Source organism: Streptomyces sp. NPDC006435 (assembly GCF_040612315.1).
Lineage (GTDB): Bacteria > Actinomycetota > Actinomycetes > Streptomycetales > Streptomycetaceae > Streptomyces.
In genome coordinates this window covers 327,038-345,872 of the sequence record NZ_JBEXPY010000003.1, presented here as the reverse complement: position 1 = coordinate 345,872, position 18,835 = coordinate 327,038, and the positions used below count along the sequence as shown (strand labels likewise).

The following is an 18,835-nucleotide window of genomic DNA, read 5'->3' as shown; positions in this document are numbered from 1 at the left end:
ACGGTGTACCGGGGCAGGGGTTGTCGGTGGAGCCGGTTAGCCTCGGTGGGGTGTCCTCACGCATCACCGATCCCGAGCAGCTCAAGGAGCTCCTCGGGATTCCGTTCACCCCCGAGCAGACGGCCTGCATCACCGCGCCGCCCGCACCGCAGGTGATCGTGGCCGGGGCCGGGTCCGGGAAGACCACGGTGATGGCGGCCCGGGTGGTGTGGCTGGTGGGGACCGGCCAGGTGGCACCCGAGCAGGTCCTCGGGCTCACCTTCACCAACAAGGCGGCCGGCGAGCTCGCCGAGCGCGTCCGCAAGGCCCTGATCGCGGCCGGGGTCACCGACCCGGACGTGATCGACCCGGACGACCCCCCGGGCGAGCCCAGCATCTCCACGTACCACGCCTTCGCCGGCCGGCTCCTCACCGAGCACGGGCTGCGCATCGGGCTCGAACCCACCACCCGCCTCCTCGCCGACGCCACCCGCTACCAGCTCGCCGCCCGCGTGCTGCGCGAGGCCCCCGGCCCCTACCCGGCACTGACCAGGTCGTTCCCCACCCTGGTCAGTGATCTGCTGGCCCTGGACGCCGAGCTCGCCGAGCACCTCGTACGGCCCGACCAGCTCGCGGAGCACGACACCGACCTCCTGCGCACGCTCGAATCGGCCCGGCTCACCAACGCCGAACTGCGCAAGGTCCCCGAGACCACCGAGGCCCGTCGCGAACTGCTCCAGCTGACCCGCCGCTACCGCGAGGCCAAGCGGAACCGCGACCTCCTCGACTTCGGCGACCAGATCGCGCTCTCCGCCGAACTGGCGCTCACCCGCCCCGAGGTCGGCGCGATCCTGCGTGACGAGTTCCGGGTCGTCCTGCTCGACGAGTACCAGGACACCTCCGTCGCCCAGCGGCTGCTGCTCTCCGCCCTCTTCGGCCGCGGCCCCGATTCCGCCCCGGGGTCCGATCCCGATTCCGGCCCCGGTTCCGATTCCGGCACCGGCGCGCCCCGGGGGGCGGTCGCGACCGGGCACGCGGTCACCGCCGTCGGCGACCCCTGCCAGGCGATCTACGGCTGGCGCGGCGCCTCCGTCGCCAACCTCGACGACTTCCCGCTCCACTTCCCGCACGCCGACGGCACCCCCGCCACCCGCTACTCCCTCAGCGAGAACCGCCGCAGCGGTGGTCGGCTCCTCCATCTCGCCAACGGCCTCGCCGCCCCGCTGCGCGCCATGCACGAGGGGGTCGAGGCGCTGCGCCCCGCCCCGGGCGCCGAACGCGACGGCATCGTCCGCTGCGCCCTGCTCCGTACCCACGCCGAGGAGATCGACTGGCTCGCCGACTCGATCGCCCACCTGGTGAGGACCGGCAAGGAACCCGGCGAGATCGCCGTCCTGTGCCGGACGGCGGGCGACTTCCCGGAGATCCAGGCCGCGCTCGTGGCCCGTGAGGTCCCGGTCGAGGTCGTCGGCCTGTCCGGGCTGCTGCACCTTCCCGAGGTCGCCGACCTCGTCGCGGTCTGCGAGGTCCTCCAGGACCCCGGGGCCAACGCCTCCCTGGTCCGGCTGCTCACCGGCCCCCGCTGGCGCATCGGCCCCCGCGACCTGGCCCTGCTCGGCCGCCGGGCCCGGCTCCTCGTCCACCGCGCGGCCCACGGCGACGACGAGGACTTCGACCCCGACCGCCGTCTCGCCGAGGCCGTCGAGGGCGTCGACCCGGCCGAGGTGATCTCGCTCGCCGACGCGCTGGACACCTTCCTCGAATCCGGCGGGGAGGAGGACGACGGGCTTCCGTTCTCCGCCGACGCCCGGGTCCGCTTCGCCCGCCTCGCCGCCGAACTGCGCGACCTGCGCCGCTCGCTGGCCGACCCCCTGATGGACGTGCTGCACCGGGTCCTCGCCACCACCGGCCTGGAGGTCGAGCTCTCCGCGTCGCCGCAGGCCCTGGCCGCCCGCCGCCGCGAGACCCTGGGCAACTTCCTCGACGTCGCGGCCCGCTTCTCCGCCGTCGAGGGCGACGCCACCCTCCTCGCCTTCCTCGGCTTCCTGCGCACCGCCGTCCAGTACGAGAAGGGCCTGGACAACGCCCTGCCCGGCGGCGAGAACACCGTCAAGGTCCTCACCGCCCACAAGTCCAAGGGCCTGGAGTGGGACGTCGTCGCCGTGCCCGGCCTGGTCACCGGCCAGTTCCCCAGCGGCCAGTCCCGCGACGCCTGGACCACTCAGGCCAAGGTCCTCCCGCACGCCCTGCGCGGCGACAGGGCCACCCTCCCCGACGTCCACTCCTGGGACGCCAAGGGCCTCAAGGGCTTCAAGGAGGAGATGAAGGAGCACCAGTACACCGAGGAGCTCCGCCTGGGATACGTCACCTTCACCAGGCCCCGCACCCTGCTGCTCGGCTCCGGCCACTGGTGGGGCCCGTCCCAGAAGAAGCCGCGCGGCCCGTCCGGCTTCCTGCACGCGCTGTACGAGCACTGCGCGGCCGGCTACGGCGAGATCGAGGTCTGGGCCGACGAACCGGCCGAGGACGAGGAGAACCCGGTACTCGCGGAGAGGACCGCCGACCAGGCGTGGCCGCTTCCCCTCGACGACCTCGCGCTGACCCGCCGCCGTGCCGCCGCCGACGCGGTGCTGGCACACCTGAAGACCCTGGCCACGACGGCCCCCGCCGACCCGGACCCGTACGCCGGGGAGGCCCCGTTCCCCGACGAGGAGCCCCTCGAGTTCTCCGAGTTCCCGGAACCCCCCGAGTTCCCCGAGCCCCCCGAGTTCCCCGAGCCCTCCGAGTTCCCCGGTCTTCCCGACGAGGAGCTGTACGCCGACGACTGGGACGCCCTGCCGACGCGGCCCCCGGCTCCGGCCCCGTCCGCTCCCGCCCCGTCCGTTTCCGCCCCGCACATCCCCGCCGCCCGCGCCCCCGAGGAGGAACGCCCCGCACCCGCCGGGGAGCGCCGTCTCACCCCCGAGGAGTCCCGCACCCTCGCCTCCTGGGACCGCGACCTCGACGCGCTCACCGGCGAACTGCGGCGCGCCCGCGCCACCGTGCGCGACGTCCTCGTCCCCGCGTCGCTCTCCGCCACCCAGCTGCTGCGCCTCGCCGACGACCCCGACGGCTTCGCCCAGGAGCTGGCCCGCCCGATGCCGCGGCCCCCGCAGCCCGCGGCCCGCCGGGGCACCCGCTTCCACGCCTGGGTGGAGTCCCGCTTCGAGGAGGTGCCGCTGCCCATGCTCGGGCCCGACGAACTGCCCGGCGGCGACGGGAACGAGGCCGAGATCGCCGACGAGCGCGACCTCGCCGAGCTCAAGGAGGCGTTCGAGCGCACCCCGTACGCCCGCCGCACCCCGTACCGCGTCGAGACGCCGTTCCAGATCACCCTGGCCGGGCGGGTGATCCGGGGCCGCATCGACGCGGTGTACCGCACCGGGAACACATACGAGATCGTCGACTGGAAGACCACCCGCACCAACACCGCCGACCCTCTTCAGCTCGCGGTCTACCGCCTGGCCTGGGCCGAGCTGCACGGCCTGCCGCTCACCGACGTCACCGCCACCTTCCTCTACGTGCGCACCGGCGAGATCGCCCGCCCCACCCGCCTCCCGGGCCGGGCCGAGCTGGAGCGCATCCTGCTCGACGAACCGCCCCCGCGGACCTGACCCGCGGACCCGGCCCGCGGACCCGGTCTCAGGACGCGTCGATCAGCAGTTGCGCGCGCGCCGTCGCGAACAGCCTCTGCTGCTCGGCTAGCCCGGCGGGGGTGGCGGCGGTGTCGATGAGCAGCTGGTAGACCCGGCCCGCGGTGCCCGGCACGAAGACCTCGACGCGCTTGCGGGGCCCGCTCTGGCCCGCCCAGTGGTAGTCGATCTCCAGCCAGAGGGCGTCGCGGCCGTTCTGCCGGGTGGTGTGGCGGACGGCCCGGAGACCGGCCATCGACGACCGGGCGGTGTCGCGGTACCAGGCGAGCTGCCCGGAGGCGGCGGCCCCCGAGGTCGCCCCGTACGACGTGTCCCGCTTGACGCTCATCTCGTGCGCGCCGTCCGGGGCGGCCCAGTTGCTCTGGATGTCGTTGCGCCGCGTCCGCGTCCAGCCGTCCGGCACCGCGAACGCGACCGTGAGCCCGGCCTCCTGGACCCGCCGCCAGCCCCGGGGCACGACCGGCGCGGACGGGGCCGACGTACCCGCGGAGGAGCCGGAGGGGCCGGAGGAGTCGGAGGGGCTTGAGGCGTCGGCGGAGCCCGAGTCCGAGGAGTCCGACGAACCGGCCGATGCGTCCGGCGACGGTTCCGCCGACGCCGCGGTGTCCGCCCGCCCGGCGACGCTCCGGTTGGCCGCCGAGCCGCCGACGAGCGGAACCCCGAACACCGCCAGCAGCAGACCGAGCACAGCGGTGATCGCCGAGACCCAGGCCGCCACCTCACCGGCCCGCCGGCCCGGCGGCGTCCCCCCGGCTCCCCCACCCGAACCGCTCATCGCCCCGTCTCCCCCTCGCGGCCGGGCTCCGGGCGCCGTCGCCCGGAGCCGTTCGGCGGAGCCATTCAACCGGAGGAGGAGCCGTCACCGACAGGCGTCCGGCCACCGTGCGTGCGGCGGGCCCCTGCCGCGCACCGCGCGGACCCCACCGGACGAGGCACTAGGCTCAAGGCCATGAGCGACACCCCGGACAGCGCCGTCCGTACGTACACCGAGCAGCACCGCACAGCCTTCCTCGACGACCTCGCCGCCTGGCTGCGCATCCCGTCCGTATCCGCCCAGCCGGAGCACGACGGGGACGTACGGCGCAGTGCCGAGTGGCTGTCCGCCAAGCTCCGGGAGACCGGCTTCCCGGTCGCCGAGATCTGGGAGACGCCCGGCGCTCCCGCGGTCTTCGCCGAGTGGCTGTCCGACGACCCGGACGCCCCGACGGTCCTGGTCTACGGGCACCACGACGTGCAGCCCGCCGCCCTCGAGGACGGCTGGGCCACCGACCCGTTCGAGCCGGTGATCCGCGACGGCCGCATGTACGGACGGGGCGCCGCCGACGACAAGGGGCAGGTGTTCTTCCACACCCTCGGTGTCCGGGCCCACCTCGCCGCCACCGGCCGCACCGCCCCCGCCGTCAACCTCAAGCTCCTGATCGAGGGTGAGGAGGAGTCCGGTTCCCCGAACTTCCGCGCCCTGGTCGAGGAGCGGTCCGCCCGGCTCGCCGCCGACGCCGTGATCGTCTCCGACACCGGCATGTGGAACGAGACGACCCCCACGGTCTGCACCGGCATGCGCGGCCTCGCCGAGTGCGAGATCGAGCTGTACGGCCCCGAGCAGGACATCCACTCCGGCTCGTTCGGCGGCGCGGTCCCCAACCCGGCCACCGCCCTCGCCCGGCTCGTCGCCGCACTGCACGACGCGGACGGCCGGGTCGCGATCCCCGGGTTCTACGACGGCGTGACCGAGCTCACCGACACCGAGCGCGCGCTCTTCGCCGAGCTGCCCTTCGACGAGGACACCTGGCTGCGCACCGCCAAGTCCCGCGCCGCGTCGGGCGAGGCCGGCTACTCCACGCTGGAACGGGTCTGGGCCCGCCCCACCGCCGAGGTCAACGGCATCGGGGGCGGCTACCAGGGCGCCGGCAGCAAGACGATCATCCCGTCCTCCGCCATGGTGAAGATCAGCTTCCGGCTGGTCGCGGGCCAGGACCCCGACCACGTCCAGCAGGTGGTCCGGTCCTGGGCCGGGGCACAGGTCCCGGCCGGTGTCCGGCACCGGATCTCCTTCGCCCCGGCCACCCGCCCCTGTCTGACCCCGCTGGACCACCCCGCCCTGCAGGCCGTGGCCCGCGCCATGGGACGGGCCTTCGGCCAGAAGATCCTCTTCACCCGGGAAGGGGGCTCGGGCCCCGCCGCCGACCTCCAGGACGTGCTCGGCGCACCCGTCCTCTTCCTGGGCATCTCCGTACCGTCCGACGGCTGGCACGCCCCCGACGAGAAGGTCGAGCTCGACCTCCTGTTCAAGGGCGTGGAGACGACCGCGCACCTCTGGGGCGAGCTGGCCGCCGCACTCCGCTGAATCCTCTGAACACCCGATCCATCCCGGGGGAGTAGGAAGCACCTGTGAGCACCTTCGACAACGCCATCGCGGACCGTCCCATCGGTCTCACCGCGCCCAGCGGCATCGACCGCGCGGCGCACCACCGCCTCGACGAGGCGTGGCTGGCCGCCGCGTGGAGCCACCCGACCACCCGCGTGTTCGTCGTCTCCGGCGGCCAGGTGCTGATCGACGACACGGCCGAGGGCGGCACGGAGATCGTCATGACCCCGGCCTTCGAGGCCCCGATCACCGAGACCCACCGGTACTTCCTCGGCACCGACGGGGACGGCGTCAGCTACTTCGCGCTCCAGAAGGACTCCCTGCCCGGCCGCATGGACCAGCCCGCCCGCCCGGCCGGCCTGCGCGAGGCCGGTCTGCTGCTCGGCCCGCGCGACGCGGGGCTGATGGCGCACGCGGTGGCGCTGGAGAACTGGCAGCGCCTGCACCGCTTCTGCTCGCGCTGCGGCGAGCGCACGGTCATCGCGGCGGCCGGTCACATCCGCCGCTGCCCGGCCTGCGGCGCCGAGCACTACCCGCGCACCGACCCGGCGGTCATCATGCTGGTGACGGACGAGAAGGACCGCGCCCTGCTGGGCCGCCAGGTGCACTGGCCCGAGGGCCGCTTCTCGACGCTCGCGGGCTTCGTCGAGCCGGGGGAGTCGATCGAGCAGTCCGTGGCGCGCGAGGTGTTCGAGGAGGCGGGGGTCACGGTCGGCGAGGTCGAGTACGTCGCCAGCCAGCCCTGGCCGTTCCCCTCCAGCCTGATGCTCGGCTTCATGGCCCGCGCCACCTCCTCCGAGATCAACGTGGACGGCGAGGAGATCGAGGAGGCCCGCTGGTTCTCCCGCGAGGACCTGACCGCCGCCTTCGAATCGGGCGAGATCCTGCCGCCGTACGGCATCTCGATCGCGGCGCGGCTGATCGAGCTCTGGTACGGCAAGCCGCTCCCGAAGCCGGGCAGCATCGGCTGACGCACGACCGGACCGGGCCGGTCCCACGACCGGGGACCGGGGCGGGCGCTCCCCCGGACGCGTACGGGAACGCCCCCTCCGCGACCGGAGGGGGCGTTCCCGGAGGAGCTTCCCTCCGGCCGGGGGAGCGGTGGAACCGCAGGAGCCGCGGGATCAGGCGGCGAGCGCCTGCTTCACCTGCGCCAGGGACGGGTTCGTCATGACGGCCTCGGCACCCGTGGAACCGACCACCAGGACGGTGGGAACGGTCTGGTTGCCCCCGTTGGCCTTCTCGACGAAGGCCGCGGACTCCGGGTCCTGCTCGATGTTGATCTCGTTGTACGCGATGCCCTCACGGTCCATCTGGCTCTTGAGCCGACGGCAGTAGCCGCACCACGTGGTGCTGTACATCGTCACAGTGCCCGGCATGTCTTCGTGCTCCTCTGGCTCGTCCGTCTTCTCGTTCTCTTCGCAGTCTCATCCGTCGTGCGGAGAAGCTGGAAAGCGCGCCACCGCGGAACGCGGCACCGCCCGGAAGGGGAACGTACGCGAGCCGACCACCATTCCCTCCACCACCCCCCAGCCGCACCGCCGTACCACCCCCAGCCGCACTGCCGCACTGCCGCACCGCCGCACCGCCGTACCGGTCGGCACGGTTCGGCCGGCTCGGCGCGGGCACGGCGTGGCATGGCACGGGCACGGGCACGGGCACGGATACGGCTCGGCGCGGGCAACGGCTCGGCGGTACGACGAATGCGGCCCCCTGTGGACAACCTCCGCGTCCGTCTCCTGCGACCTGGCAGCATGGCGGGGTGACAGCAGCAACGCATTCCCCCCTCTTCCCGCAGGTCCCCGAGTCGGCCGACGCCGTGCTCGACGGCCTGGACCCCGAGCAGCGCGAGGTCGCCACGGCCCTGCACGGCCCGGTGTGTGTGCTGGCCGGAGCCGGTACGGGCAAGACGCGTGCGATCACCCATCGCATCGCCTACGGGGTGCGCGCGGGGATACTCCAGCCGACGAGCGTGCTCGCCGTCACGTTCACCAACCGGGCCGCGGGCGAGATGCGGGGACGGCTGCGCCAGCTCGGCGCGAGCGGCGTGCAGGCACGGACGTTCCACTCCGCCGCCCTGCGTCAGCTCCAGTACTTCTGGCCGAAGGCCGTCGGGGGCGACCTGCCCCGGCTGCTGGAGCGCAAGGTCCAGCTCGTCGCCGAGGCCGCGGCCCGCTGTCGCATCCGCCTCGACCGCAACGAGCTGCGGGACGTCACCAGCGAGATCGAATGGTCCAAGGTCACCCAGACCGTTCCCGCCGACTACCCGGCCGCGGTCGCCAAGACCCAGCGCGACGCCCCCAGGGACCCGGCCGAGATCTCCCAGATCTACGCGACGTACGAACAGCTGAAGCGCGACCGCTCGGTGATCGACTTCGAGGACGTGCTGCTGCTCACCGTCGCCATCCTCCAGGACCGGCACGACATCGCCGACCACGTCCGCCGCCAGTACCAGCACTTCGTCGTCGACGAGTACCAGGACGTCAGCCCGCTCCAGCAGAGGCTGCTCGACCTCTGGCTCGGCGACCGGGACAACCTCTGCGTCGTCGGTGACGCCAGCCAGACGATCTACTCCTTCACCGGAGCCACCCCCGACCACCTGCTGAACTTCCGCACCCGCCACCCCGGCGCGACGGTCGTCAAACTCGTCCGGGACTACCGCTCCACACCCCAGGTCGTCCACCTGGCCAACGGACTGCTCGGCCAGGCCCGGGGCCGCGCCGCGGAGCACCGGCTCGAACTGATCTCACAGCGCGACCCCGGCCCCGAGCCCGCCTACACGGAGTACGCCGACGAGCCCGCGGAGGCCGAGGGCACCGCCCGCCGCATCCGCGACCTGATCGCGGCGGGCGTCCCGGCCGGTGAGATCGCCGTGCTCTACCGGGTCAACTCCCAGTCCGAGGTCTACGAGCAGGCCCTGGCCGACGCGGGCGTGCCGTACCAGCTGCGGGGCGCGGAGCGTTTCTTCGAACGGGCCGAGGTGCGGGAGGCGGGCGTCGCCCTGCGCGGCGCGGCCCGCGCGGGGAGCAACGACTCCCTGCTCGACGACGCGGAGGGGCTGCCCTCGGAAGTGCGCGCGGTGCTCTCCACCAAGGGCTGGACCCCGGAACCGCCCGCCGGCTCCGGCGCGGTGCGGGACCGCTGGGAGTCCCTGGCCGCCCTGGTCCGGCTCGCCGAGGACTTCGAACGGGCCAAGCCGGGCGCCACGCTCTCCGACCTGGTGGCGGAGCTCGACGAACGGGCCGCCGCCCAGCACGCACCCACGGTCCAGGGGGTCACGCTCGCCTCGCTGCACTCCGCGAAGGGCCTGGAGTGGGACGCCGTGTTCCTGGTCGGACTGACCGAGGGCATGATGCCGATCGCCTACGCCAAGACCGACGAGCAGGTCGAGGAGGAGCGCCGGCTGCTGTACGTCGGCGTCACCCGGGCCCGACTGCACCTCACGCTGTCCTGGTCGCTCTCCCGCTCGCCCGGCGGCCGCGCCGGACGGCGGCCCAGCCGCTTCCTGAACGGGCTGCGTCCCGGCTCGGCAGCCCTCGGCTCGCGGCGCGGCTCGCCGGTGGCCACCGGCGGGATCGAGAGGGGCCACCAGAACCAGGGCCAGGGCCCGGTCGCCAGACGCGGCCGACGCGGCCCCGCCCGGTGCCGGGTCTGCGGCAGGACCCTCACCGACGCGGGCGAGATGAAGCTGATGCGCTGCGACGACTGCCCCTCGGACATGGACGAGGCGCTGTACGAGCGGCTGCGCGACTGGCGGGCGGTCAGGGCGAGGGAGATCGGCCAGCCCGCGTACTGCGTGTTCACCGACAAGACACTGATGGCGATCGCCGAGGCCGTGCCCGGCAGCGAGGGCGAGCTGGCCGGGATCTCCGGCGTCGGTGTGCGGAAGCTGGACCGGTTCGGGACCGCGGTCCTGGCCATCTGCGCAGGTGGGACGGTGGATGAAGTGCTCGGGGAGGCCGGTGACGAGAGCTGAGGAAAACTCGTCGAAAAAATAGTTTGCGCGCGCCCCAGTCATCACCATAGGTTCTTAACCACGGAAACAGCGGCTTCTCTGAAGTCCTGGTTCTGTGCTGTACTTATCCGAATACGCAGGACCGGTTCGCCGGTCCCCTGGACGCCGAGAGGAGGCGATTGAAGTGATCAGCATCATCAAGACCAACGAACTGACCGATCTTTCCGTCGTCTCCGCCTGCTCGCTCGGCCTCGCCTGCTCCTCTGAGTCCTCGCTCCGTGGCACCGGTCTGTCCGGCATTCCTGCCGTCAGCCTGGTGGCTCCGGCGAGCCTCCCCGTCCGGGAGCGCAATGAGCGACCGGCTCAGGCACCGGCAGCAGCAGTAGCGAAGGGACAGGCCCAGGCCTATGCCTTTGCCGCCGTCGGTGCGGGAGCGGAATTCGGCACCAAGAAGCAGATGAAGCACCACACGATGTGGGCCTTCCGTGGGCCTGAACCCTGGAGTCATCCAGCCTGATCCACCATCAGGCCGGCGCCTTCAGGGCCGCGGAACCCCACTCGGGATCCGCGGCCCTTTTGTTTTGTCCGAACGGACGAGACAGGTGAAGGGGCCTCGGGACAAGAAACACCCGGTACCAGCCGCCACCCGGTCAACAGGCCGGAACGAACAGACGAGGACACCACCCACCGTGCAACTCGAAGCGCACGCCCCGTCCGTACCGCCTTCCGACACGATCTCCCCGCCCGGCCTCACGGAGGACTCCACCTTGCTTCCCCTCACCGCGCTCACCGCGCTCGACGACGCCATCGAGAACCTCGGCGTACCCGTTCCGTGCCGCTCCTACGACCCGGAGGTCTTCTTCGCCGAGTCGCCCGCCGACGTCGAGTACGCCAAGTCCCTCTGTCGCACCTGCCCGCTCGTCGAGGCCTGCCTCGCGGGCGCCAAGGAGCGTCGTGAGCCGTGGGGCGTCTGGGGCGGTGAGCTCTTCATCCAGGGTGTTGTCGTTGCTCGCAAGCGGCCGCGTGGTCGTCCGCGCAAGAACCCGGTCGCAGCGTGATCGCCGACCTGGGGGTCACGGCCCCCAAGCCCATGAAGCGCATCGGAACCATCGACCGTCCCCACACCCACGATCCCCGAAATCAGGCCCCCATGTCCGTCCCCACGAATGAGCCCATCGGCTCCGCAACACCGAACGTCACGATCATCGGCGCGAACGACTCGCGTCAGAACAGGACCCGCGAGATGCAACTCATCCCAGAAGCCCTGGCGCGTGCTCATATGCACGACCGCATGAGGGAAGCCGACACGCAACGCCAGGCCGTGCGCCTGGTGACCGCGCGTCGGATGCAGCGCAGGGCCGAGCGCGCCTCGATGCGCGCCCGCCGCGCGCTGGCCATGGCCGTCATGCACTAGCCAGGTCGACAGCAGCACCCGCCGCCGGGCAACCGCTCCGCCCGACGGCGAACAGCACCCACAGTCAGTACCCCTTCCGCGGGGCCGGTCCGGACGGACCGGCCCCGCGGTCGTGCCATACCCGACCGAGCCGGACGCCGGCGCCGCCGGGCCGGTGCCGCCGCGTGGTGCCGCCGTGCGGTGCCGAGCGGCGCGACGGCACCGGGGTTATCGTCACGACGTGGACGAGGAGACCCATCACCCGATTCAGCAGCCCGCCCAGCAGTCCGCCCGGAGCGACGAGACCACGGTCGTCTGTGCCCTGTGCGGCGCCTCCGCCGACAGCGGGAGCACACCGCCGACCTGGATCTGTTCCGTGGAGAACGGCCGACGCCAGTACTTTTGCGACCAGTGCGCCCGCACCCACATCAGGGCGATCGAAAGCCGTCTCGACTCCAGTTGGTGGTGACCCACCCGGCGCCCCGCTCAACAGCATCCCGCCAAGCGGCACCCCGGCCGACGGCATCCCGCCGGAGGGGCCCCGCCCCCGGGCCGGAACGCGCCCGCGAGAAAGGCACCTGCCAGCAGGCACCTGCCGGGAACGCGCCGGTCGGGGCCGCGCCGGCCAGGAACGCATTCGGCGGGAACACGTCCGTGGCATCGCCCCGGCCTAAGCGCCCGTGGGCGCGTCCTTCACCAGCTCCGGTGTCACGTCCTCCCGCTCGTCCTCCACCGGCTCCCGCTCCGCGTCCTCCTCGTACTCCGGCAGGAAGCCCGGCAGCCAGGCTTCGAGCTCGTCACGCAGCCGTACCGTCGCACCCAATTGGCACAGCACCCCGATCGTGCTCAACGTCACCCGGTGTATCAGGAGATAGTCGGGCGGCAGGTTCAGCTGCTTGCCGAGCTGATGCGCGGGGGAGCGGAGGTCCGCGAACTGGGCCGCCTGGGCGCGCAACCAGCTCCGGGTGAAGGTGAACTCCTCCACCTGCGTCGGTTCGATGATGGGCAGGAGGTATTCGAGCACCGCGTCCGGGTCGAGGTCGACCGACTCCTTGACGAACCCCTCCTCGCGCAACAGCTCGTAGACCGCCGCCGCCTCACCCTCCAGCGCCAGCCGCAGGGAGTCGCCGATCGGCTGCGGCAGACCACCCGGCAGCCGGTCCACCGTTCCGAAGTCCAGCACCCCGAGCCGCCACCGGTTCTCCTCGCCGTCCTCCTCGCCCGTCCCCTCGTCCGGGGGAAGCAGCCGGAAATTGCCCGGATGCGGATCGGCGTGCAGCAGACCGGTGCGGGCGGGCCCCGAGAAGAGGAACCGCGCGAGCAACTGACCGGCCCGGTCCCGTTGCTCCGGTGTGCCCCCGGCGATCACGTCGGCCAGCGGAACACCGTCCATCCACTCCGTCACCAGCACCTGGTCGGACTGGTACACCACTCCGGGGATCACGACGTCGGGATCGCCGGCGAACTCCTCGGCGTGGTCCTGCTGCGACCGTGCCTCCTGCTCGTAGTCCAGCTCCTCCGAGACCCGGTCGCGCAGTTCCGTGATGAGCGGCTTGATGTCCATGCCCGGGATCAGCGGGCCGAGCACCCGGGCGAATCTGCTGAGCTGGGTCAGATCCGAGAGCAGGGCCTCCCCGGCACCCGGATACTGCACCTTCACCGCGACATCCCGCCCGTCGTGCCACACCGCCCGGTGCACCTGACCGATCGAGGCGGCCGCCGACGGCGTGTCCGCGAATTCGAGGAACAGCTCCCGCCAGTTCTCGCCGAGCCGCTCCTCCAGCACCGCGTGGACGGTGCCGCTGGGCATGGGGGGCGCGGCCTCCTGGAGTTTGGTGAGCGCAGCCCGGTACGGACCGGCGACCTCCTCGGGCAGCGCCGACTCGAAGACGGACAGGGCCTGCCCCAGCTTCATCGCCCCGCCCTTCAGTTCGCCCAGGACCTTGAACAACTGGTCCGCGGTGCGCTGCTGGACCTCCCGGGCGACCAGTTCCGCGGACTTCCCGCCGATCCGCTTGCCCAGGCCCCACGTGGCGCGACCGGCGAACCCCAAGGGCAGGGCGGCCAACTTGGCGGTACGGGTGACCGCTTTCCGGGGAAGATCAGACATGAGCCCCTCCAAATCCCAGACTGCCGTGCCGGGCGCGGCTGTTACCCGGCCATTGTGTCGTGCGTGGTTCCGGCCCCGGAGGAGCACTCCCCTTCAATGTGCCCGGCCGCTCCACAGGAGCAGTCGGGATGCGCTCCGATCTGCTCGGACCGCCAGTCCAGCAACGGCAGCGCCGCTTCCCAGCGCGTCCCGGTGCTCGCGGGCAACTCCCCGTCCAGGAAGGACAACGCGTGGGCGGCCGCCAACCCGGCCACCGCCGTCGCCAGACCCAGGTCACAGGCCTGCACGGCGGCCCGCCGCCCGGACCGCCACTGGGACAGCATCCTGGGCCACTGCTCGTCCCCGTCCGCGCGGTTCAGCTCCAGGCATCCCGCGCAGGCGGTGCCCCCGGGCAGAACCAGCGGCCCGACCACTCCCGTCGCCTCCATCACCCCCGCGTAGAGATGAGGAGTGCCCGACGTGATCCACGGTTCGGACGGACGCGGGTCGGGGGCGTACACCGCGAGGCCGTCGCGCGGGGCGACCACGATCAGCGAGAGTCCCGGCTCGCCACCCGACGGGGAACCCGCCGACTCCGTGGTCCGGGGCGTCGCGCCGATGGCGGATCTGCGCACCAACTGCCGGGCCGCGGTGTCCCGGCGCTCACCGACGGATGCCGGAGGAAGCCCGCCGGGCGAGACGTCCCACGGCTCCGTGTGCCCACCGTCCAGAACCTCCACCCGGCCCACCCCGGCCCCCGACAGCACCGCCGCGATCGCGGCACCGACCCGGCCCGCGCCCCGTACCTGGACCCGCATGGCCCGGCGGGCCGCCATCCGCCGCATCCCGCCGCCCGGTTCGGGATGGACGACGGAGAGCGATGCCAGGTCCGGGCGGTGCCGCTCCAACGCACCGGGCCGGCTCCGCAACGCCTCGGTCTCCGGGCCGGCGGCCCGCACGTCGTCGATCAGCCCGGCGCTCGCCAAGCGGTTCACCAGCATGTCCACCTGATGTTCCGACAGGTCCAGCGTGCGGGCCTCCTCGTGCAGCAGCGGCAGACCGCGCGTCCCGTCGAGCAGTTCCAGAAAACTGCCCGTGGCGATATCCAGCGGGCCGAACTTCACCGCATGAGCATGGGTCACCCCGAATTGCACGGTGCCCCGGCCGCGCCATGCACGGCGCAGTGCGGGTTTCAACATCGGATGCACGACTACCCCCGGTCTGTGTTCCTCGGTCTCTGTGCGTGGGCCGCGGCCCGGATCTTCGCGAGATCCGTTGTCAGAATGCGGCCCGGCGCCGAAGCGTGCGGAAAGTTGTCCACAGGCAGGGGGTATTAGTCATTCAAATGGTGCGTGCTGTGGCGTGGATCGGACACGAACCGTTCCGGAGGCGGGACTTCCCCCACCGATACCGGGTAACGTCGTGGCGTGCCCGCCGACCCGTCGCCCGGAATCGCCGGGGAGACCTCCGCGAGCGGCGCCGGAACCCGGCGGCGCGACGCTCCGGACCGTCCGCCCCGTGCCTCGGCGACGAGCGCGGTCGAGGTCCGCAGGAGCAGCCGCCGCAGCAGAACGGTCTCCGCGTACCGCGAGGGCGACCGCACCATCGTGCTCATCCCGGCCCGGATGTCGGAGGCCGAGGAGCAGCGCTGGGTCGGGGTGATGCTCGACCGGCTCGCGGCGCAGGAGAGCAGGCGCGTCCTCGGCGACGGCGAGCTGGCCGAGCGCGCCGAGCGGCTGTCCGCCCAGTACTTCGAGGGCCGGGCCAGGCCGGTGTCGGTGCGTTGGGTGACCAACCAGAACACCCGATGGGGGTCCTGCACCCCGGCGGAGGGCAGCATCCGTCTGTCGCACCGCTTGCAGGGCATGCCCGAGTACGTCGTCGACTACGTACTGGTCCATGAGCTGGCCCACCTGCTCGTTCCCGGTCACGGCCCCCGTTTCTGGCGGCTGCTGGAGGCGTACCCCCGCACCGAGCGGGCACGCGGTTATCTGGAGGGCGTGGTGGCGGCCGACCGGCTGCCGCAGTTGCCGGCCGCACGCGGTGAGTGACATACGGCGATTCCGTACCAGGTGTGTACCGGCTTAGCTCAATGCCGGAGTTTGCGGTTAGCCTGGCGCGACGCATTCACATTCGGGATGGGGGACGGTCGTTACGCATGGCCAGGGAATTCCAACGCGGCCACAAGGCCAAGATCAGCGATCTCACGCCGGGGACAGACCTGTACGTAGGTGTGCAGATCGCCGGGTCGGGACTGACCTTCGACATCAGTTGCTTCGGTCTCGACGCCGAGGAGCGACTCTCCGACGACCGGTATTTCATCTTCTTCAATCAGCCTAAATCGCCCGAGGAGTCCATTCAGCTCCTCGGTGCCCAGGCAGGCGACACCGAGTCGTTCCGCGTCACCCTGGACCGCATTCCGGCGAACATCCACAAGCTGTCGTTCACCGCGACGATCGACGGGGCCGGGCAGATGTCCCAGATCGGCCCCGGGTACATCCGGGTCGTCGCCGGTGGCGAGGAGGTCGTCAGGTACGCCTTCAACGGCTCGGAATTCAGCACCGAGCGCGCGGTGATGCTGGGCGACTTCTACCTGAAGGACGTCTGGCGCTTCGCCGCCGTCGGCCAGGGCTTCGACGGCGGCCTCGAAGCGCTGCTGAAGAACTTCGGCGGCGAGGTCGCCGAGGAGGAGCCCGCCGCTCCCCAGCCGCAGGCCGCCGCCCCGTCGTTCGCCCCGCCCGCCCAGGCAGCCGTGCCGGCCCCCGCCCCGTCCTTCGGCGCCCCGGCGGCCCCGCAGGCCCCCCAGCCGGCTCCGTCCTTCGGGGCTCCGGTCGGGCAGACCCCGCCCCCCGCGCCGCCGCAGCAGCAGATGCACAGCGCACCGACGATGGCCGCGCCGCTGGCGCCGCAGGGTGGCGCGGTTCCGCCCGCGCCCGCGCCGGCCGCTCCGTACGGGCAGCCGCCGCAGCAGCCCCAGCAGCCGCAGTTCGGCCAGGTCCCCGGCCAGCCCGCGCCCGCCGCCCCGTACGGACAGCAGGCCCCTGCGCCCTACGGGCAGCAGCCTCCCGCCCCGTACGGGCAGCAGCCGCCGGGAATGCCGGGAATGCAGCCTCCGGGGATGCCGGGAATGCAGCCGCCCGGCATGCCGCAGGGCGTGCCCCAGGGCATGCCGCAGGCCGGTGCCGGTCTCCAGGCGGCGCTCCAGCCCTACAAGGAGACGGCCACCGGCCAGCGCTGGACCCCGCAGAACCAGCAGCTCATGCGGGTCGACCTCTCCATGGGCGGCACGCCCGTGCTCGCCCGTCAGGGCAGCATGGTGATGTACCAGGGCAAGGTCGACTTCAGCTACAAGGGCGCCGGCTTCGCGGGCCGCATCGTCGGCAACTCCACCGGCCAGGAGATGCAGCTGATGCGCTGCACCGGCCGCGGGCAGCTCTTCCTCGCGGAGGACGGCTCCCACCTGCACGCCATCGAGCTCCAGGGCGACGGGATCTGCGTCTCGGCGGAGAACGTCCTCGCCTTCGACGAGACCCTGCAGTACGAGGTCCGCAGGGTCGAGGGCCACGGAATCCCCGGCGGAGCCCTGTTCACCATGCAGTTCCAGGGCACCGGCACGATCATCGTCAAGACCCGCGGCGTCCCCGTCGTCCTGCCCGTCACGCCGACCACCTTCGCCGACTGCAACGCCGTCGTGGCCTGGTCGTCCGCGTCCCAGGTGATCATCTCCAGCCAGGTCCGGCTGCGCCGCAACGCGTACCCGGGACACAGCGGGGAGACCGTGAACCTCCAGTTCCGGGGCGCCCCCGGCAACTTCATCGTCGTCCAGCCCTACGAGGTCTGAGGGAGCCCGTCATGAACCAGCAACTCGCGGGCTTCGCCCCGACCCCCGTCACGGCCCGGATGGAGAACCACGGCCGCACGATGCTCAAGGTCGCCATGGCCACCGGCCAGGACCTCTACGCACGTACCGGCTCGATGGTCGCGTACGAGGGCTTCATCCAGTACGAGCCCAACCCGCCCGCCGTCCGCCAGGTCGCCTCCCAGTGGATCACCGGCGAGGGCGCGCCGATCATGAAGTGCTCCGGCGACGGGCTGCTCTACCTCGCCGACTACGGCGCCGACGTGGTCGTCATCAACCTCAACAACGACTCCCTCTCGGTCAACGGCACCAACGTCCTGGCCTTCGACGGCCACCTCACCTGGGGCGTCGAGCGGGTCAAGGGCCTCGCCAAGTTCGCGGGCCAGGGCCTGTGGAACGTCTGCATCTCCGGCACCGGCTGGGTCGCCATCACCTCGCGCGGCACACCGATCGTCGTCGACTGCGGACGCGGCGAGGACGAGACCTACGTCGACCCGGACGCCCTCGTGGCGTGGTCCCCGAACCTCAAGGTGAAGGGCAAGCGCAGCTTCAAGGCGTCCTCGCTCATCGGCCGGGGCAGCGGCGAGGCCTACCAGATGGCCTTCTCCGGCCAGGGCATCGTCGTCGTACAGCCGAGCGAGGACAGTACCGACCGCCTGCGGGTCCGGAACTGAGGGGGAGGGAAACACCATGCAGAGTCCGCTTTTCAGTTACACGGAACAGCAGTCCCAGGACCGGTACGCCATCCAGAACCCGCAGCTCCTGCGGGTCTCGCTGACCGGCCACGACGACGTGCTCGCCCGCAAGGGCGCCATGGTCGCCTACCAGGGGCTGATGGAGTTCGACGGCGAGTACCAGTCGAACAGCCAGCGCCGCGCCCGCGCGAACACCGGTGAGGGCCTCGACCTGATGCGCTGCTCCGGGCAGGGCACCGTCTTCCTCGCCAACCTGGCGCAGTACATCCACATCGTGGACGTCGACCACGACGGCCTCACGGTGGACAGCGCCTACGTCCTGGCGCTGGACTCCGCGCTGCACACCGAGGTCATCGCGGTGGACAGCCAGTACGGCATCTCGGGCACCGGCAAGTACCAGCTCAACATCTCCGGCACCGGCAAGGTCGCTCTGATGACCTCGGGCCAGCCGCTGATGATGCAGGTCACCCCGGACAAGTACGTCAACGCCGACGCCGACGCCATCGTCGCCTGGTCCAGCTCGCTGCGGGTGCAGATGCAGGCCCAGACGCACTCCTCCGGTGTGTGGCGCCGACGCGGCAACACCGGTGAGGGCTGGGAGCTCAGCTTCCTCGGTCAGGGCTTCGCCCTGGTACAGCCCAGCGAGGTGCTGCCCCCGCAGAACCAGCAGATCGGCCAGGGCATCCGGGCCCAGTACGGCATGGGCCAGCAGGGCGCCCACGGCCAGAACCAGAACAACGCCTGGAACTGATCCGCGGCACGAAGTGGGTGGGGGCGGCCTCCTCGGAGACCGCCCCCACCCATTTCC

At 72.1% G+C, this 18,835-nt stretch carries 16 protein-coding genes; 12 read left to right on the top strand and 4 right to left on the bottom strand.

The genetic code is table 11. The features are described 5' to 3' along the window. Nucleotides 1-50: 50 nt before the first annotated feature. On the top strand, nucleotides 51-3,632 hold the full coding sequence (locus tag ABZZ04_RS05815) for a UvrD-helicase domain-containing protein (RefSeq protein ID WP_356930922.1): 3,582 nt from the start codon (nucleotides 51-53) through the stop codon (nucleotides 3,630-3,632). 28 nt (nucleotides 3,633-3,660) lie between these two features. On the opposite strand, the gene ABZZ04_RS05810 is transcribed toward ABZZ04_RS05815, so the two are convergent. Further along, the gene (locus ABZZ04_RS05810; RefSeq protein ID WP_356930921.1) at nucleotides 3,661-4,446 is read right to left on the bottom strand and encodes a hypothetical protein; all 786 of its coding nucleotides are present in this window, start codon (nucleotides 4,444-4,446) and stop codon (nucleotides 3,661-3,663) included. Between the two features lie 174 nt (nucleotides 4,447-4,620). On the opposite strand from ABZZ04_RS05810, the gene ABZZ04_RS05805 reads away from it, so the two are divergent. Together ABZZ04_RS05805 and nudC are read left to right on the top strand one after the other, a co-directional pair. Continuing rightward, complete coding sequence (locus ABZZ04_RS05805) at nucleotides 4,621-6,015, top strand: dipeptidase (RefSeq protein WP_356930920.1); 1,395 nt, start codon at nucleotides 4,621-4,623, stop codon at nucleotides 6,013-6,015. A 44-nt stretch (nucleotides 6,016-6,059) separates the two neighbouring features. Beyond that, the gene (nudC, locus tag ABZZ04_RS05800; RefSeq protein WP_356930919.1) at nucleotides 6,060-7,007 is read left to right on the top strand and encodes an NAD(+) diphosphatase; all 948 of its coding nucleotides are present in this window, start codon (nucleotides 6,060-6,062) and stop codon (nucleotides 7,005-7,007) included. Between the two features lie 153 nt (nucleotides 7,008-7,160). Here nudC and ABZZ04_RS05795 read toward each other — a convergent pair whose 3' ends face one another. Continuing rightward, nucleotides 7,161-7,415 (bottom strand): mycoredoxin, encoded by a 255-nt coding sequence (locus tag ABZZ04_RS05795; RefSeq protein WP_148839091.1) that lies wholly within the window; start codon nucleotides 7,413-7,415, stop codon nucleotides 7,161-7,163. Between the two features lie 383 nt (nucleotides 7,416-7,798). On the opposite strand from ABZZ04_RS05795, the gene ABZZ04_RS05790 reads away from it, so the two are divergent. The 5 genes from ABZZ04_RS05790 (at nucleotide 7,799) to ABZZ04_RS05770 (ending at nucleotide 11,853) form a co-directional block, all read left to right on the top strand. Then, on the top strand, nucleotides 7,799-10,012 hold the full coding sequence (locus ABZZ04_RS05790; RefSeq protein WP_356930918.1) for an ATP-dependent DNA helicase UvrD2: 2,214 nt from the start codon (nucleotides 7,799-7,801) through the stop codon (nucleotides 10,010-10,012). Nucleotides 10,013-10,175: 163 nt separating this feature from the next. Beyond that, the gene (locus ABZZ04_RS05785; RefSeq protein ID WP_356930917.1) at nucleotides 10,176-10,508 is read left to right on the top strand and encodes a hypothetical protein; all 333 of its coding nucleotides are present in this window, start codon (nucleotides 10,176-10,178) and stop codon (nucleotides 10,506-10,508) included. 172 nt (nucleotides 10,509-10,680) lie between these two features. Then, complete coding sequence (locus tag ABZZ04_RS05780) at nucleotides 10,681-11,049, top strand: WhiB family transcriptional regulator (RefSeq protein WP_148839094.1); 369 nt, start codon at nucleotides 10,681-10,683, stop codon at nucleotides 11,047-11,049. A gap of 32 nt (nucleotides 11,050-11,081) precedes the next feature. Further along, entirely contained in the window at nucleotides 11,082-11,405 is a 324-nt protein-coding gene (locus ABZZ04_RS05775; RefSeq protein WP_356930972.1) for a hypothetical protein, read from the top strand. A 220-nt stretch (nucleotides 11,406-11,625) separates the two neighbouring features. After that, nucleotides 11,626-11,853 (top strand): hypothetical protein, encoded by a 228-nt coding sequence (locus ABZZ04_RS05770; protein WP_356930916.1) that lies wholly within the window; start codon nucleotides 11,626-11,628, stop codon nucleotides 11,851-11,853. A gap of 201 nt (nucleotides 11,854-12,054) precedes the next feature. On the opposite strand, the gene ABZZ04_RS05765 is transcribed toward ABZZ04_RS05770, so the two are convergent. Next, a complete protein-coding gene (locus tag ABZZ04_RS05765; protein WP_356930915.1) occupies nucleotides 12,055-13,494 on the bottom strand; it encodes an AarF/ABC1/UbiB kinase family protein in 1,440 nt (479 codons plus the stop codon). Between the two features lie 41 nt (nucleotides 13,495-13,535). Further along, nucleotides 13,536-14,681, bottom strand: coding sequence for a ThiF family adenylyltransferase (locus ABZZ04_RS05760; protein ID WP_356930914.1), 1,146 nt, complete (start codon nucleotides 14,679-14,681; stop codon nucleotides 13,536-13,538). A 219-nt stretch (nucleotides 14,682-14,900) separates the two neighbouring features. Between ABZZ04_RS05760 and ABZZ04_RS05755 the strand changes: the two genes are divergently transcribed. The 4 genes from ABZZ04_RS05755 (at nucleotide 14,901) to ABZZ04_RS05740 (ending at nucleotide 18,778) form a co-directional block, all read left to right on the top strand. After that, on the top strand, nucleotides 14,901-15,524 hold the full coding sequence (locus tag ABZZ04_RS05755; RefSeq protein WP_356930913.1) for a M48 family metallopeptidase: 624 nt from the start codon (nucleotides 14,901-14,903) through the stop codon (nucleotides 15,522-15,524). Nucleotides 15,525-15,631: 107 nt separating this feature from the next. Then, entirely contained in the window at nucleotides 15,632-17,314 is a 1,683-nt protein-coding gene (locus tag ABZZ04_RS05750) for a TerD family protein (RefSeq protein WP_356930912.1), read from the top strand. Between the two features lie 11 nt (nucleotides 17,315-17,325). Then, a complete protein-coding gene (locus tag ABZZ04_RS05745) occupies nucleotides 17,326-18,006 on the top strand; it encodes an AIM24 family protein (protein ID WP_356930911.1) in 681 nt (226 codons plus the stop codon). A gap of 16 nt (nucleotides 18,007-18,022) precedes the next feature. Beyond that, nucleotides 18,023-18,778, top strand: coding sequence for an AIM24 family protein (locus ABZZ04_RS05740; protein WP_356930910.1), 756 nt, complete (start codon nucleotides 18,023-18,025; stop codon nucleotides 18,776-18,778). The last annotated feature ends 57 nt before the right edge of the window (nucleotides 18,779-18,835 follow it).